The sequence below is a fragment of the Siphonobacter sp. genome, assembly GCF_048595215.1.
Taxonomy (GTDB): Bacteria; Bacteroidota; Bacteroidia; order Cytophagales; family Spirosomataceae; genus Siphonobacter.
Genome location: NZ_JBMDWJ010000265.1, coordinates 1 through 15909, shown reverse-complemented (window position 1 = coordinate 15909; position 15909 = coordinate 1). Strand labels below are relative to the sequence as shown.

At 48.3% G+C, this 15909-nt stretch carries 15 protein-coding genes; 6 read left to right on the top strand and 9 right to left on the bottom strand.

Going from position 1 to position 15909, the window contains the following annotated elements:
- The first annotated feature begins 35 nt into the window (after window positions 1–35).
- Window positions 36–581 carry a hypothetical protein gene (locus tag ACOJTG_RS16540; protein ID WP_420154841.1) on the top strand — a complete coding sequence of 182 codons (546 nt, stop codon included), beginning with the start codon at window positions 36–38 and terminating at the stop codon, window positions 579–581.
- Here ACOJTG_RS16540 and ACOJTG_RS16535 read toward each other — a convergent pair.
- Window positions 544–1371, bottom strand: coding sequence for a hypothetical protein (locus ACOJTG_RS16535; RefSeq protein WP_420154840.1), 828 nt, complete (start codon window positions 1369–1371; stop codon window positions 544–546). The genes ACOJTG_RS16540 and ACOJTG_RS16535 overlap by 38 nt on opposite strands.
- Before the next feature lie 197 nt (window positions 1372–1568).
- Between ACOJTG_RS16535 and ACOJTG_RS16530 the strand changes: the two genes are divergently transcribed.
- The 4 genes from ACOJTG_RS16530 to ACOJTG_RS16515 all read left to right on the top strand — a co-directional run bounded on the left by ACOJTG_RS16530 (window position 1569) and on the right by ACOJTG_RS16515 (window position 5261).
- Window positions 1569–2810 (top strand): NupC/NupG family nucleoside CNT transporter, encoded by a 1242-nt coding sequence (locus ACOJTG_RS16530; RefSeq protein ID WP_420154839.1) that lies wholly within the window; start codon window positions 1569–1571, stop codon window positions 2808–2810.
- Window positions 2811–2845: 35 nt separating this feature from the next.
- Window positions 2846–3406, top strand: a complete 561-nt coding sequence (locus tag ACOJTG_RS16525; protein WP_420154838.1) for a class I SAM-dependent methyltransferase — start codon at window positions 2846–2848, stop codon at window positions 3404–3406.
- Window positions 3403–3846, top strand: a complete 444-nt coding sequence (locus tag ACOJTG_RS16520) for a GNAT family N-acetyltransferase (RefSeq protein WP_420154837.1) — start codon at window positions 3403–3405, stop codon at window positions 3844–3846. Before ACOJTG_RS16525 ends, ACOJTG_RS16520 begins: the two co-directional genes overlap by 4 nt.
- A gap of 62 nt (window positions 3847–3908) precedes the next feature.
- Window positions 3909–5261, top strand: a complete 1353-nt coding sequence (locus ACOJTG_RS16515; RefSeq protein WP_420154836.1) for a PQQ-dependent sugar dehydrogenase — start codon at window positions 3909–3911, stop codon at window positions 5259–5261.
- Between the two features lie 20 nt (window positions 5262–5281).
- On the opposite strand, the gene ACOJTG_RS16510 is transcribed toward ACOJTG_RS16515, so the two are convergent.
- Entirely contained in the window at window positions 5282–6463 is a 1182-nt protein-coding gene (locus ACOJTG_RS16510; protein WP_420154835.1) for a PepSY-associated TM helix domain-containing protein, read from the bottom strand.
- Between the two features lie 35 nt (window positions 6464–6498).
- A complete protein-coding gene (locus tag ACOJTG_RS16505) occupies window positions 6499–8985 on the bottom strand; it encodes a TonB-dependent siderophore receptor (protein ID WP_420154834.1) in 2487 nt (828 codons plus the stop codon).
- Window positions 8986–9165: 180 nt separating this feature from the next.
- Here ACOJTG_RS16505 and ACOJTG_RS16500 point away from each other — a divergent pair, with 180 nt between their 5' ends.
- Entirely contained in the window at window positions 9166–9681 is a 516-nt protein-coding gene (locus ACOJTG_RS16500) for a PPC domain-containing DNA-binding protein (protein ID WP_420154833.1), read from the top strand.
- A gap of 61 nt (window positions 9682–9742) precedes the next feature.
- On the opposite strand, the gene sppA is transcribed toward ACOJTG_RS16500, so the two are convergent.
- From sppA to ACOJTG_RS16470, 6 genes are all read right to left on the bottom strand, one after another.
- Complete coding sequence (sppA, locus tag ACOJTG_RS16495; protein WP_420154832.1) at window positions 9743–11512, bottom strand: signal peptide peptidase SppA; 1770 nt, start codon at window positions 11510–11512, stop codon at window positions 9743–9745.
- Window positions 11513–11665: 153 nt separating this feature from the next.
- Window positions 11666–12295: an inorganic pyrophosphatase gene (locus ACOJTG_RS16490; protein WP_104709934.1), complete on the bottom strand. Its 630-nt coding sequence runs from the start codon at window positions 12293–12295 to the stop codon at window positions 11666–11668.
- An 85-nt stretch (window positions 12296–12380) separates the two neighbouring features.
- The gene (locus ACOJTG_RS16485) at window positions 12381–13364 is read right to left on the bottom strand and encodes a glycosyltransferase family 2 protein (RefSeq protein ID WP_094811850.1); all 984 of its coding nucleotides are present in this window, start codon (window positions 13362–13364) and stop codon (window positions 12381–12383) included.
- 117 nt (window positions 13365–13481) lie between these two features.
- A complete protein-coding gene (locus ACOJTG_RS16480) occupies window positions 13482–14201 on the bottom strand; it encodes a tRNA1(Val) (adenine(37)-N6)-methyltransferase (protein ID WP_420154831.1) in 720 nt (239 codons plus the stop codon).
- A 35-nt stretch (window positions 14202–14236) separates the two neighbouring features.
- Window positions 14237–14869: a viroplasmin family protein gene (locus ACOJTG_RS16475; protein ID WP_420154830.1), complete on the bottom strand. Its 633-nt coding sequence runs from the start codon at window positions 14867–14869 to the stop codon at window positions 14237–14239.
- A 455-nt stretch (window positions 14870–15324) separates the two neighbouring features.
- The coding region (locus tag ACOJTG_RS16470) for an ABC transporter ATP-binding protein (RefSeq protein ID WP_420154829.1) at window positions 15325–15909 on the bottom strand (585 nt) is incomplete at its 5' end.

Genomic DNA, 15909 nt, shown 5'->3' with positions numbered 1-15909 from the left:
CGTACTTCCAACTCTTATCAGACCGCTGATTAGCTATGCGTTATTTCATTGCCTTCTTCCTGGGATGTATTGCCATTACTACACAGGCCCAGAATATTCGCTATTCGTATGTGGCCCGACCCGACTCGGTGCTGAACATTCTGGTATCCCAACGACAGGGTTTGTATAAGCAATGGGCCCAGAATCAACAGGAGCGAAATGCCTTTTTCGGCGGCCAATCCAAGAAAGACCTACGGAATATCATCACTACGCTGGAGCAAATTCTGAATAAAGACAACGAAATTCTTACCGAGCTAAACCGGATGAAACAGGCCGAAGTGACGGAGCTTCGCCGTAAAAACTCCGACGTCTCCAAACGCGTCAATTCGTACCTCGACGAGAGTGGAGCCCTCATGGAAGAAAATAAGCAGTTGCGGTCGCAGGCGGAGCGTAACCGAAAACGGGTAGAAGCACTGGAGAACCAGTCTAACTACCCGTTCCAGATTACGATTTGTCTGCTGATTGCTTCGTGGGTTTTGTTCTTTTTCCTCCGTCGAAAAAAATCTACTGCGGAGCCGCAGCGGAACTCTGATTTACGATAGGCCAAACGCCCGGACGTGGTACGCTAACGCCCTTCGTCATTCCTCGTTGCATGTTATCGGGACCGAAGTAGTACAGCGGCCAGCCTTTGTATACCAATTGCGTACGACCAAAAACGGTAATCGTTTTAAAGTCAGCGGCATCCAGCAGCGAGGGAACGTTTTTAGCAGAAAATTCAGCCAAGGGCCAGGTTGCGTTGTTACTGAAATCGGATTTGGTATACGTATTCGTATCCCGTTTGTCCGGAGCAAACGCGTATAAGGTACGGCCCAGACTATCAACCAGAAAAAGCGTTTCACCCGTTCCTTCCGCGTACGTTCCGGTGTATTTCTTTCCATCATTGCCCACGAGCTGAGCCATGCCGAGCATGACGCTGAAATGCGGCTTGGCAACAAACCAGACGCTATTTACCTTATCCCCTTTGGTATCGCCAGCAGCAGCATCATTCTGGTAATAGTACAGCGGCCAACCTTTGTAGGTTGTTTGCTTGCTACCGTCAGCCCGGGTAATCGTAGCGAAATCAGCGGTGGCCAGGCCCGAAGCTAGTTTAGGATTTTCAGCGTAGAACACGGGCCATACGCCCAAACAGTTGCCTTCGCATACCGATGCTCCGGCAACGTCGCGGGCGAAAAAGTACAGCGTTTTCCCTTTGGAGTCCGTCAGCACTTGCCCTAAAGACGTGGATTGAATGGAAACGTCCGCGGCGGGCGTCTGTTCATTTTTGGAATCAGAGGAGCAGGCGGTTAATAAAACAGCGGCTGCCAGGGTGTAGAAAAAGTTTTTTAAGTACATAGAGTTCATCGTTTACGATTCATCTAGGGTACTCGGAGAAAAGGGCGGAAAAGTTGTTTCAGCCAAAAAATTTATCCATCTGTCGAAAAGCAGGCCTCTTGTGGAACGTAAACCGAAGGATTGGTTTTGTCTTCGGGTCGAAATGGGTTAATTTCGCAGGGTTTCATCACACACTAGCAGTAGCTTCCACTTACCATATGGATCGATTTACCGGATTGATTGGCATTGTTGTTATTCTGGGCATCGCTTTTGCCTTATCCAATAACCGAAAAGCCATCAATTATCGAACAGTAGGCATTGGTCTGGCCCTTCAGGTCGGTCTAGCTGTTTTCATCTTAAAAACGTCCGCCGGGCAACAGCTTTTTGGAGCCATCGGCGAGCTTGTCAAAAAATTACTCGATAAGGCCAGCGAAGGAGCCACCTTCGTTTTCGGCCCCCTGGTTAATTCACCCCTGCTGACCAGCGTTTTCGGAGCTTCTAACAACTTCATTTTCTTTTTCCAGATTGTTCCTACGATCATTTTTGTGGCCGTACTGGTGAACATGATGTACCACCTAGGCATTATGCAACGCATCATTTCCGTACTGGCCCGGGGCATGTACTGGCTGATGGGTGTGAGTGGGGCGGAAGCTCTTTCCAACGTATCGAGTGCCTTTGTAGGGCAGGTCGAGGCTCAGATTATGATCAAGCCTTACTTGAAAGACATGACCAAATCCGAACTGATGTCTTCCATGACGGGTAGTTTTGCCTGTATTGCCGGAGGGGTCATGGCGACGTATATCAAATTGGGCGTGGATGCTTCGTATCTGTTGGCGGCTAGTCTGATGGCGGCTCCCGGAGCCCTGGTTATTTCTAAAATCGTCTATCCCGAAACGGAAGAATCGGCGACGAAGGGTGTTGTAAAACTGGAAGTCAAGAAACATCACGCCAACCTGCTGGATGCCATTGCCGCCGGAGCGGGGGAGGGCTTGAAAGTGGCTTTCAACGTAGTAGCGATGCTCATCGGTTTCATTGCGTTGATTGCCCTGGTGGATGCCATCTTCTGGCGGGTTGGTTACTACGTTTTTGGGATGAGCGATTTAAGCCTGAACTGGTTTTTAGGAAAAATCTTCTCCCTTTTTGCCTGGTGTATGGGTGTGCCGAGTGAGCACATTGAAGAAGCCGGAGCTCTGATGGGTACGAAAATGGTGGTAAATGAATTCGTGGCGTACCTCGATCTGGTGAAAATCCGCGAAACGCTGGACCCCAAAACCATTGCCATTACTAGCTTTGCTCTCTGTGGATTTGCCAACTTTAGCTCCATTGCCATTCAGGTGGGGGGCATCGGTGAGCTGGCTCCCACGCGGCGTTCGGATCTGGCCAAGCTGGGTTTCAAAGCTCTGATCTGTGGAACCCTCGCCAGCTACATGAGTGCGACCATTGCCGGCTTGTTGCTATAAAGCTGACGTAAAACTTAAGAAGAGATGGCGGGCACATGACCCGCCATCTGTGTTTTCGGCGTATGAATCAGTTACTGGATTACTTTCATTTCAAACCTGGAGAAGTCATCGGCAGTCTCGGCTGTGGTGGTGGCTTGTGGGAAGTGGGCTGGGGCGTACAGGTGGATCAACTGACCTTTGTATTGATGGACTTGGTACCGGAAATTCTGAATGAGGAAGAAATTCAGGCGGCGGTGCAGTACTGGGAAAAACAGTATAAGAAAACGTGTACCAGCCAGTTTATCCCCTGCATTGGTACAGAAACACAGATTCCCTCAGATGATCAGCAGTTAGATAAACTGCTGGTAATTAATGCCTTTCACGAATTTTCTGAGAAAGAAGCCATGATCGCCGAAATGAAGCGGGTAATGAAACCCGGCGGCTGGCTTTTTGTGGAAGAACCCCTGGCTCAATATCCTGGCGAAGTACACGAAGGTTGCGGAAAACCACTCTACGAACCCGCGACTCTGCGAGCAGTCTTCGAAAACCAGGGCTTTGTCTATCAATGGGCTGAGTCCACTTCACCCGTTTCTCAACTATTTACCTTCCAAAAATGATGATTGACGTTCGTTCTCCCCAAACCGCTGAAGAATGGAAAGCGTACTACCAATTACGCTATGAGGTTTTACGCGAACCCTGGAATCAGCCCCCGGGCAGTGAAGTATTGCCTGACGATCAAACAGATATTATCCACGTAGCTGCCTATGACACCGACGGTATTACTTTAGGAGTAGCCCGCTTACATACCAACGCCGACAGTAGGGGACAGGTTCGTTGTGTAGCTGTCTCAAAAACCGCTCAGGGCAAGGGCGTAGGTAAAAAACTGATGGCTCATCTCGAAACGCTGGCTCAGCGAATGGGCGTTACGGAAATCATTCTCGAGGCTCGGGAAAATGCCGTACCCTTTTACCAGTCTTTAGGTTATGACGTTACGCAAACGAGTTATTTACTATTCAATGAAATACAGCACTATACCATGCTCAAACGCTTAGCCTAGGGTAAGCTGGCATGTTTATTTTTCGGGGATGGGCAGACAATTGCTTATCTACCCATATGAATATGAATGCAAATCGTTTTCACTCCAGCTTTTCAGCCTTAAGTATATTAGGAGCCGGCATGATGGTGGTTATGTGCACGCAGTGTGTACAGAAATCCAAAGATGACGCGTCCCAAACCGATTCTACTGCTGTTACCACGCCGGTAGCTGAACCCACCGTGCAGTTGCCCGAACCTTCGAAGCCTAAGAATAAATTCAGTAATATCATTGGCTGGTCGGATGGACAGATGCCCCAGGCACCCGCTGGATTTGTCGTCACCGAATATGCGGGGAACCTTAAAAGCCCCCGCTGGGCCTATCAGTTACCGAATGGAGATGTGCTGATCGTGGAGTCCAACACGGAAACGAAAGGAGCCAAACGCGTTCAGGAGCAGGTTTCCGGTAAAATCAAATCCCGTTCGGATGACGGACTGAGTGCCAACCGAATCACACTCCTGCGGGATAACAATAAGGATGGTAAGCCCGACATGCGGGAAACGTTCCTTTCGGGTCTCAACCAGCCTTTTGGGATAGTATTGATCAAAAAGGATCTGTATGTAGCCAATACGGACGGTGTCTACAAGTTTCCGTATAACGAAGGCGATACGAAAATTACGGCCAAGGGACAGAAAATTCTGGAACTGCCCGCGGGTGGCTACAATAACCACTGGACTCGAAATCTGCTGACCAACGCCGACGGTTCGAAAATTTATATTTCCGTAGGATCGGGTAGTAACGTGGCCGAGCACGGCATGGAAAATGAAGTACGCCGAGCTAACATTCTGCAAATCAATCCCGATGGTACAGGGGAGAAAATTTTCGCCAGTGGCTTACGCAATCCCGTAGGAATGGACTGGGAGCCCCGTACCAAACAACTGTGGACGGCCGTCAACGAACGCGACGAACTGGGTGATGAATTAGTGCCCGATTACCTCGCTCACGTGAAAGAAGGAGCTTTTTATGGATGGCCTTTCGCTTACTGGGGAGCCCACGAAGATCCGCGAATGGCTGGCAAAAATCCGGAACTGGTGAAGAAAACGGTGGTACCCGATGTTGATCTGGGTTCGCACACGGCCTCTTTAGGTCTGGCGTTTTATAAAGGCGATAAGTTTCCTGAAGCTTATCGGCAGGGAGCATTTATTGGCCAACATGGTTCCTGGAACCGCTCTGAGCTGGTCGGCTACAAAGTAGTATTTGTTCCCTTCAAAAATGGAAAACCAGCGGGTAAACCTCAGGACTTTCTGACGGGTTTCATCGCCAATCCTGAATCGGGTGAAGTATACGGACGACCCGTAGGAACGTTCGTACTCAAAGACGGCTCGATGTTAATCACCGACGATGGGGGCGGAAAAGTATGGCGAGTCGCTGCTAAATAAACAGTTATCGTTAATCACACCTATACGCCCCGCAAGGGCTGCGGAATTGATAATCCGGATGATTTGAGTCGTCGTGACTTAAATGATCCGGATTTCTTTTTACGTTTTCCCCACCAAATGAGAAAACCCGTAACGGGCAAGGACGCAGAAATCAGGCTGATAATCACAAACAGGATTTGCGTAGGCCAGCCGTAAATACGACCCGTATGCAAATCCAGATTTGAATTTCGCCACTTCATCGCCAGGGGCTTTTTTTCGTGATCAATCTGATCAAAAAATTCTCCCGTACGACTATCGAAGAAGAAGTAACTAAAGCCCCGCCAGCCGTCGGAATTATTCTTTAGAATGCAGTAACAATTCAGCGGTTTGTCAGCTTTGTCCGTATAATTAATACCAATGATTTTGTATTGCTCCTGTACAAAATGACGGATTTGTGCGAAGGCCAAGTCTTCCGCCGGAGCTGTGGGGAGTTGGGTTGAGGGCGTCTTGAATTCCCGGCCAAATGCAGGTTTTTCTTTGGCTCCCATTAAACGATAGATACCGCCTTCCCACCATTTAAACGACCAGACCAGTCCCGTAATCGCAATGAATAAAACCACGGGCAGAATGTAAAAGCCTAGTGTATTGTGCAAATCATAGTTGAGACGCTTCCAATGGCCGCTCGTCTTCACAGTCAATCGATTCTTCAGGTTTTTCCACTGGCGAGGAATCCAGAGTACAAAGCCCGTGAGGAGCATGACCATGAAAATCAACGTAGAACCTCCAACGATGAAGCTGCCAATGGGCTTAACCAGTAGTAAATGCTGATGGATTTGCCGATCTAGGTTGAAGAACTCGTACTTCCGATCAACGACGCCCAGTACGGTTCCCCGGTACGGATCGATGAATACGTCATCCCAGTACGTGAGTTGAGTGAAGTACGTCAATCCGGCTTTTTCGGGAGGAGCTATCTGCTGAGCCATGAACAGGTACGGGTCGGTAGGATCCCCGGAAATTTCGACCGAAGTGATCTTTTTTCCGGGGATCGCCTGCTGGGCAATCGTTCGAAGCTCGGATAGATTCAGGGGCTGTTGCGTAGGTTTGAGGTGGTACAACTCCGAATGAAAGAGACGGAACAATTCCTCATCAAACACGTACAAGGTGCCGGTAATCGAAACGATGAAAACCACCAGGCCGGTTAGTAAACCAAGCCAGAGATGCACCAGCCTCGTAACGGTTCTGAATCTACCCTTTGCCATTAGAACGTGTAGTTAATGGTGACTAACGAATTAGAAGGAGCACCGGGGAAAAGGCGGATGTAGTCGTATCCACCTACCCAATACGTTTTATTCGTCAGGTTGTTGAGGTTATATTGTAACTGAACACGACCTACGTTGTAATACAGAGCTGCATTGAAGATCTGGAACGAAGGAATGCTCTGGTCCAGGCTAATGGATAGGTTGCGTTTGTCTACAAAGTTGGTACCGAAGCCCACGCCCAGGCCCTTCAAAGCACCCTGCGGAATGGAATAGCGGGTCCAGAAGTTGAACATATTACGCGGAGCGTTGGGCTTTTGAATGTTACGCTCAGCTTCGGTTAGCGTTTCGGTGATCTGTGCTTTGTTGTATGAGTAAGAGGCAATGACGCTCCAGTTTGGGAGAATCCGACCAATAATGTCGAACTCGAACCCACGCGATTCTTCAGCCCCAATCTGACGCAGCAAATCCGGGTTCTGCGGATCGTTGGCGTTATACAGCGTGTTTTTCTGCTTGATTTGATAAACCGCAAACGAAGCCGTCAGTCGGTCGTCGAACCAACTGGATTTACCACCCACTTCAACCATGTTGCTTTCTAGGGGTTTGAATGGACCGCCGGCGTTGGGATTAGCGATGTTGGAAGCCGTTTGCGGGTTGTAGCCCTGTACATACGTGGCATACAGGTTGATGTTCGACGTTGCCGTAAATACTAAACCAAAACGAGGCAGCCACGCCGACTGATTTGTCTTCTTCTCATCTTTGGTTTTGTACTTGTCAAAGTCGGTGTAGTTTTCGTACCGTACGCCCAGTAAGGCCTGAAAGCGACCAATCTTGATCTGATCCTGAATATAACCGGCGTTCAGATAGTAGTAAGTAGGATCAAACGAACGCTGAGCGTAAAACAGCTTACTATCGTCCTGAATGCGTTGCGAATTCAGAATATTGCTTAAATCAAAGTGGGGAACATTTGGTACCGGATTCCCACTAGCATCTAGTAAATAGCGAGACTTATTAGCTGGATTGTAGGTAGCGATGAATCCGTTATTGGCCGCATTACGGTACCCACTGGCTTGTAATTGCGAACCGCCCGTGGGCAGTTTTTCACTGCCGTAATCATACCCAACTACAACGCGGTGTTCCAAAGGCCCCGTCGATCCTTCCAGGTTAAAGTATCCGGAAAAGTTATCGATGTACCGGTTTCTTTTCCGCATAAATACCTGCATGGCGATTTTGTCAGGTTGCGTAGCTCCGGTAGCATCCACACCATAGGCGTTGGCGGAACGATGCTCATACAAATCTTCCGAATAACCGGTCTTCATGTAAGCTGCATTGAAACTGAGCCAGTTGGTTAGCTTCCGACTCAACGACAGCGAAACATTGTACGTTTGCTCGTTGAGGTAGTCATTGCCAGTACTCAAAGCCAGGGAAGTGGGTGTGGAGTACAAATCATTGGTATTCATGATCGACTGTCCACGATCCAGACGGCTTTTGGAGTTGTTGTACACCAGATCGAAATTGATCCGGGTCTTGTCGTTAGGCAGGAAGGAGAACGAAGGAGCGATGATCAGGTTTTTGTCGAATTGTAAGTCCCGGAACGACTGAGCATCTTCGTAACCCAGGTTGATGCGGTACAGCAGCGAACTGTCTTTATTGGCTGGACCCGTGAAATCAAGCAAGGTTCGTAAAGTATTGAAACTACCCAGGGATATGCTAACGGATTTTCGGTTTTCGTCGAGTGGTTTCTTCGTAACCCGGTTCACCGTTCCGCCCGGACTGGCATTGCCGTACAAAGCGGATGAAGGCCCTTTCAGTACTTCTACCCGTTCCAGGTAATTGGCCAGGGGTTGCTTCCAGAAACCCGTACTGGTACGCAGCCCATTCAGCAATTGCGTGTTGGATTGGCCATTGATCCGAAAACCACGGATGGTCAAATCATCGTAAAAGGTAAACTGCGTTACGCCACTGAAGTTTTTTACTACTTCACCCACTCGCATCAGGCCCTGATCGGCGATCAGTTCTTTACTGGCGTATGAAACCGATTGTGGCAAATCTTTGATCTGCGTAGCTGATTTACTACCGATAAAGGTCGAGCTAGTTTTGTAGGTGGTTTCCTTACGACCCACAATTTCTACCTGTTGCAAAGCAGTACTAGTTGAGGCTAGTACAATCGTCAGGTCGATGCCACCCGTAGCGGGCAGGCGTACGGTGTGTTTTTGGGTTTCGTAACCCACGCTGCTAAAATGAAGCGTGTACGAGCGTCCGGATTCGAGTTGCAGTTGAAAAACGCCCGTTTCGCTGGAACTGGTACCGGTACGTTGCGAAGGAACCGTAATGTGAACAGCGGGCAGGAAGTGTCCGGAAGCGTCTTTAACTACCCCCTGAATGACACCGTCAGGCAAATCGGCATTTTTTTTCTGATCCTGAGCCTGGACCAGTTGGAAGGATACTAATAAAGCAAGGTAAACCAGGGAAAGAAAGATAGATTTCATTGATACATAGAGTTAGTTGTTATTTAGATTAAATAAAAACAATGCAAAAATAATCGCGTAACTGGTATGTACCAGACGTATATAGTGAATTAATGTTTCTACATCGATCAAAAGCAGAATGGAAGCTCGTAGGAAGAGACTTCGTATTATTTTTTTAAGACGGTAGAAAACATTCAGCTGATGAAAATTTTCAACTATTGTATCACTCTACTGACCATTAGTCTGTTGACTCTGGGAACGAGTACGGCCCAGCAGAAAAAGCCTGATTCCATGAAACGCTATACCAAAGTGCCCGCCGGTTATCTGATGGTTTTACGGCAGGATGATGATGTACTGAAGCAGCTCGAAGCTTTTGCTGAACAGGAGAAGATTCCTTCGGCTTCGTTTACGGGTATGGGCTTCGTGAACGTAACCTTTGGTTTTTTCAATTTTGAAACCAAGGAGTACGATCCCCGGGAATTTAAAGGCGTAGAGCTGGCGAGTATGACGGGGACGATTGCCTGGCAGAAAGGGAAGGTTTCGCTCCATACGCACGGCGTCGTAACGGACAGGACCTTTGCGGCCTACGGAGGACATATCCTGGCGGCCAGCGTAGGGACGGGCTCTGTCGAAATTCTGATTACCGTTCACGATAAAAAACTGGAACGGGTTATGGAACAACCCCTGGGGGCTAATGTCCTGCATTTGGAACCCTGAGTGCTACACAAAAAAAGCCACTCCCTGATCAGAAAGTGGCTTTTGCTTCAAATGTATCGTATTATCGGATTCGTACCTCGTAAGGCAGACGAGCCTGGATACCATTGAGGGTGTGTAATTTCTTGAGCTTCTGCACGTAAGGTACCAGATCGCCAAACGTGGCCAGCATGACGCGTGCTTCCTGCTCTTCTTCAGCTGTATCGAAAAGAGTTTGGTAGAAGTCTTTCTTCGCCGGATACCGAACCCGGTATTCACCAGCTTTTAGTTTGGCTTCGCTGGCCGCAATCTGAATGGCTTTTTCCAGTCCACCTAATTCATCGACCAGACCGTTTTGTTTTCCTTCCAGGCCTGACCAGACACGACCTCCGGCAATCGCCCGAAGTTTTTCAACCGGCATTTTACGTCCCTGAGCCGCTTTTGTGGTAAAGACTTCGTAGAAACGATCGGTCGATTTCTGGAAGCGGTTCTTCTCAAATTCGTCCATTTCCCGGGTTAGGGTAGGGTAATCGGAGTGAGCGTTGGTATTGACGCGGTCAAACGTAATACCGAGCTTATTCTTGGTGAATTCATCGACGCGGAAGAACAAGGAGAATACGCCAATGGAACCCGTAATCGTCGTAGGTTGAGCCACGATCTTGTTACAACCCATGGCCATGTAATACCCACCCGAAGCCGCATACGTAGACATGGACGCAATGATGGGTTTCTGCTCTTTGGCTTTCTGGATTTCCCGCCACATCACTTCTGAAGCTAAGCCAGAACCACCCGGCGAGTTGATCCGCAGGACGATAGCTTTTACATTTTTGTCTTTACGGGCCTTACGAATTTCGGCCGCCATCTTCTCAGAAGCTATCTGATTATCGCTATCATTGTCACCGTCCACAATGTCACCCTGGGCGATGATCACTGCAATTTTGTTATCTGTATTCGGAGCTTTGGAGTCATCGGAGGTTTTCAGGTATTTGCTCAATCCAACGTACTTGAGTTTATCGTCTTCCTTGAGCTTGAGATTTTTCCGAATCGCGGATTCAAATTCATCGTAGTAACCTACGTTCGTCACCAGTTTGTGCTTGAGAGCATCCTGTGGTTCGTAGGCCTGCAAAGAATCCGCTACCGTTTTTAGTTCGGGTACCGAAACGCCCCGGCTTTCCGAGATTTCGGCAAGCACCTGGTTGTAAATGGAATTCAGGAATGACCGAGTCTGCTCGCGGTTTTCATCACTCATATTCTCCCGTAAGAAAGGCTCTACGGCACTTTTATAGTTTCCTACGCGGAATACGACGGGTTTAATATCGAGTTTATCAAAGGTGCCTTTGTAAAATTCGTACTCGGCATTAAGTCCGTTGAAATCAAGTCCACCGGCGGGATTCACGTATACTTTATCGGCCACCGACGAGAGGTAATAGCCCTGCTCGCTATACGTTTCGCCGTAGGCATACACAAATTTGCCCGATTTTTTAAAGTCGTTCAAAGCGGCCCGTACTTCTTCGAGTACTGCCCAACCCGCACTCGGACTATTCGCTTTCAGATAAATACCCTTGATTTTGGAGTCAGCTTTTGCTTTGGTCAGTGCTTCTTTCAACTGAACAACACCTACTACTTCTGTATTAGCAAAGGGGCCACCTAGCTCGGAAAAGGGATTGGTTTTATTATCGTGTTCGGTAAAGCTTTTATTCAGGTCCAGCTTCAGGATGGAGTTTTCTTCAATTACCACATCACTGCTTCCCGATCCGGCTATGGAAGCAATGCTCAGTAGCACGAATACCGAAAGAATGGAGAAAAGCACCAGACCCACCAGGGTAGCCAGTACGTATTTCAAAAATTGCAACATATGGAATGACTACTAATGTTTTGGTAAAAGGAATAGTCTTGGTTTTGTATCGTATAACTCCAAAAATAACAAGCCCGTTTTGCAACGGGCTTGAAAAAGTCTGAACGGGAATTCCCGCGGATGAAAGGCTGAAAACCAACGTGAACTCAGCGGTTAGATTACCGGAATTTTGGAAGTCAGGGTTTGGTAATCCTGACGGCTTTTCCGGATTACTTCGTGAGCAACGTCACGACCGTATACGCTGTCGATTTCGATAATGGCTTTGGCTTCGCCAGGAATGTTTTTGTACGTCAAGAAGTAATGAACGAGACGGTTCAAAACGCTTTTAGGGCAGTCATTCAAATCCGTCCAGCCACCGTATACGGCGTCATTTTTCAGTACGGCGATGATTTTATCATCCGCTTCACCCTTATCAATCAGGCGAATACCGCCGATGGGGATGGCCTGAAGAATGATGTTACCGTGGGGAATCGTTTTTTCGGCCCATACGCAAATGTCGAGTGGGTCACCGTCGCCTTCGGGAATATCGCGGCCAGACTGCTCGGTCGCGTATTGAGCAATGGCATCGCCGCAGTAGGTCTGGGGCAGGAAGCCATATAAGCAAGGCATGTAATTGGAAAAAAGCTGGGGACGATCAATTTTCAGAAAGCCCGTTTCTTTGTCAATTTCGTATTTGACCGTATCCGTAGGTACAATTTCAATAAAGGCGGTAACTACTTCAGGGGCATTTTCCCCGATGGGAACCCCGTGCCAGGGGTGTGCAATTTGCGTCGAAAAACTCATACAATAGAACCGATTTAATGCGGTTTGACAGACAATAGTGGCTAAAATTAGCTGATTATATAAATAGAAGTACTCGCTTTGAAAATCATCCTACTTTTTCTCCGATTCCTGCCTTTTCTCTGACTTTGTATTCCGTCGTTCGTTCGGAATTAGAAGCCATCAATTCGCCCAGAAAGCCCGCGAGAAAGAGCTGAAAGCCAACGATAATAGCCGTTAAAGCTAAGAAAAATTTAGGATCGTCCGTCAAGTTTCTAAACTTATGACCTGCGGATACACTGTAAATTTTATCAAAGGCTAGCCAAAGCGTTGCTACAAAGCCCAGCAGAAAGGAAATAACCCCGAAACTGCCGAACAAGTGCATGGGTCGTTTGCCGAAGCGATTTACGAACACGATGGTCAGCATATCAAGCAGCCCGTATATAAAACGCTCTAAACCGAATTTGGTTTTACCATATTTTCGAGCCTGATGTTGTACGGCTTTCTCACCAATCTTGCCGAAGCCATTCCACTTAGCTAAGATGGGAATATTTCGGTGCATTTCGCCGTAAAGACGTACCGATTTAGCAACGGGTGCGTCGTAGGCTTTTAAACCGCAATTAAAATCGTGCAGGTTTACGCCCGAAACCCAGCGGGAGACGGCATTAAACAATTTGGTTGGTAGCGTCTTCGTGAGCGGATCGTAACGTTTCTGCTTCCAGCCCGAAATCAGGTCGTAGCCATCTTCTGTAATCAGGCGATAGAGTTCAGGAATCTCATCCGGGCTATCTTGTAGATCCGCATCCATGGTGATAATAACCTGACCCTGAGCGGCTTGGAATCCCGTATGGAGGGCGGCAGACTTTCCGTAGTTCCGGCTAAAACGTAGCCCTTTAATCTGCGGATTTTCAAAAGAAAGCTGGCGAATGACCCGCCAGGAATGATCGTTACTTCCATCATCTACCAGAATCACTTCATACGTAAACTGATGTTGATTCATTACCCGCTCAATCCAGGCACAAAGTTCAGGAAGCGACTCCTCTTCGTTGTACAGGGGGATGACGACGGATAGTTGCAAGGGATATGGTGGCATTTGCGTAAAGTCCGAAAAACGGAAACGTTTGGCGTTTTAAGAATAACCCTCGAACGGCGAAATTCATTTCATTTCGGAAAATGGTGTAGACCGCTTTCCCCTTAAAACGCTCACCTCTTAAAAAATCAGGTAGTAATCTTTCAGCAAAGCTACGAAATCCGGCGTGTACTCATTCGTTTCATCGCGGATACAAAGTACTTCGGGCGTAATTTCTGCGGGAGTGGCCTGTCGCGTAAAGAGCGTCAAGAGCCTGAAAGTGGGTTTTCCAGGATCATTTTTTAACGCCAGTTGCTGCCGTATATGCAGTCCGTAGGGACGTATTTCCTTCGCTAGTAAATCGGTTTCGAATACGGGCAGTAAAACGGCAAACCGACCTTCAGGGGCCAGATGCCTGTCGACCGCCGCTGCCAATTCGGCCAGCGAAAGACGTTCATCGTGGGCCGCCCGGTTTCGGCCTTCGTTGGGCGAACGCAGGTAATTCTGAAAAAAAGGAGGATTGGAAATAATGAGATCGTACGGATGCTCAGACGCAAAGGACTGAATGGCCGTTTCGTAAATGTGTATAGTTTCAGCAAAGGGACTTTCCTGCACATTGGTACGAGCTTGCGAAGCCGAACTAGGGTCAATTTCAACCGCGTGGATGTGGTACGGGGCCGTTAGTCGCTGGGCAAGCATCAATGGCAGGAGTCCCGTACCCGTACCAATGTCGAGAATGCGATGACTCTCTTGCACGGGCGTCCAGGCACCCAGCACACAGGCATCCGTACAGACTTTCATGGCCGTCTGATCCTGCCAGATGGTGAATTGTTTGAAGCGGAAGTATGAATGACGAGCCAAGGTCTATACACTACTGAAGAAAACGGATCTAAAGATTATTTCCGACCAAAATCAGCCGGATTTTCGCCCCAGTATTCGGTTTCCCACTTTAAAATCTTCGTTGAAAAGGTATTGTTCTTAAGCCAGGTTTCGGCCCGGTCGATCAGCTCGAAAAGAATTTTATTCTGATCGGTCTCGGGAAGTTTGGTGTTGGCGTGTTTGTTGCGTACCCAGCTAATAGCCGTTCGCGAATCGGAGTAAAGCGGTAGCGGACTGTTGTGCCGTTTGAGGTGAGCCAGTCCATGCACAATCGCCAGAAATTCTCCTACATTGTTCGTGCCATCCGCAAACGGACCCATGCGGAAAATGAGCGTACCCGAGGGATACTCGACTCCCTGGTATTCCATCACGCCGGAAGCCGTATTCCAAGCCGCATCTACGGCCAGGGCAGGAGTGATCGGTTTACCCACCAGTGCCGCATTTTTCGGGGCAGCGGGTTGTTTTTTGGCCGTTCCGATGTGTTTGTACGGATTTTCCCGAAAGGCTATAACTGCCTGCTGCTTGTCCTCAAATGACTTATACTGGGCTCCATTGAAGCCTTCGATCTGGGCTTTGGCGTCTTCCCAGTTATCGAAAATGCCCGGATGCCGTCCCTGCCAGACTACGTAATATTTCGTTTTCTTACTCACGAGGGCAAAGGTAAGGGGGATTTTCAGTTTACAGTTTTGGGTTTACCGCTTTCAGTTTCCCTACGATAAATTCGGTAAAGTTATCAGGACGCGTTGTCCGTCGCAGTTGCTACGGACGTAAACGTTGGTAGGCTGTCCCTACCGAGTTGGTTGATTCCCCACATTTCATACGGGGCTAATGATATTCAACCCCTTCGGGGTTGGCGGTTACTAGTAATGCAAGTGGTCTGTAGCGTTTGATGGGCACATTGCAGTTGACAAGTCGGTAGAGGTACCTGCTTAAAATAGTGCAACCCATTCAAAACCCGATGGAAACAAACAGTAGAGCGAAATTCAGGTTTTTAGCAATGCTTTAGTGGTACGAGGGCAATAAAACAATTCGGGTTTTAAAAGATCAAGGCTTCGTTTGCTGATCTTTTAAAACCCGAGTATAACATGGAATGAACTACTGCAAACTACACCAATTCCTTGTACTGCATTCGGTGAAGATTGGCGTAGGCTCCTCCACTTTCGAGGAGTTCTTCGTGCCGTCCGGCTTCAACGATGTGACCTTTGTCGAGTACCAGAATCTGATCGGCATTCTGAATGGTACTAAGGCGGTGAGCAATCACGATCGCCGTACGACCTTTCATCAGCTTAGTAATAGCCGCCTGAATCAGCTCTTCGGTCTCCGTATCCACGGAAGCCGTGGCTTCATCAAGGATCAGAATACGCGGATTGCGTACCAGTGCCCGTACAAACGAAATCAACTGACGTTGCCCTACGGAAAGTGTAGCCCCGCGTTCCATAACGTTGTAATCGTAAGTGCCCGGCAGACGTTGGATAAATTCGTCGGCTCCCACGAGGCGAGCGGCTTCAATGACCTGCTCCCGCGTAATCGTCGGATCGCCCAGCGTAATGTTGCGTTCGATCGTATCCGAAAACAGGAATACATCCTGCAATACCACCCCGATCCGGCTTCGTAACCAGCCCAGTTCGTAGTTTTTTAGATCAACATCTTCAATAAGAATTTGACCTTTCTGAATCTCGTAAAAACGACT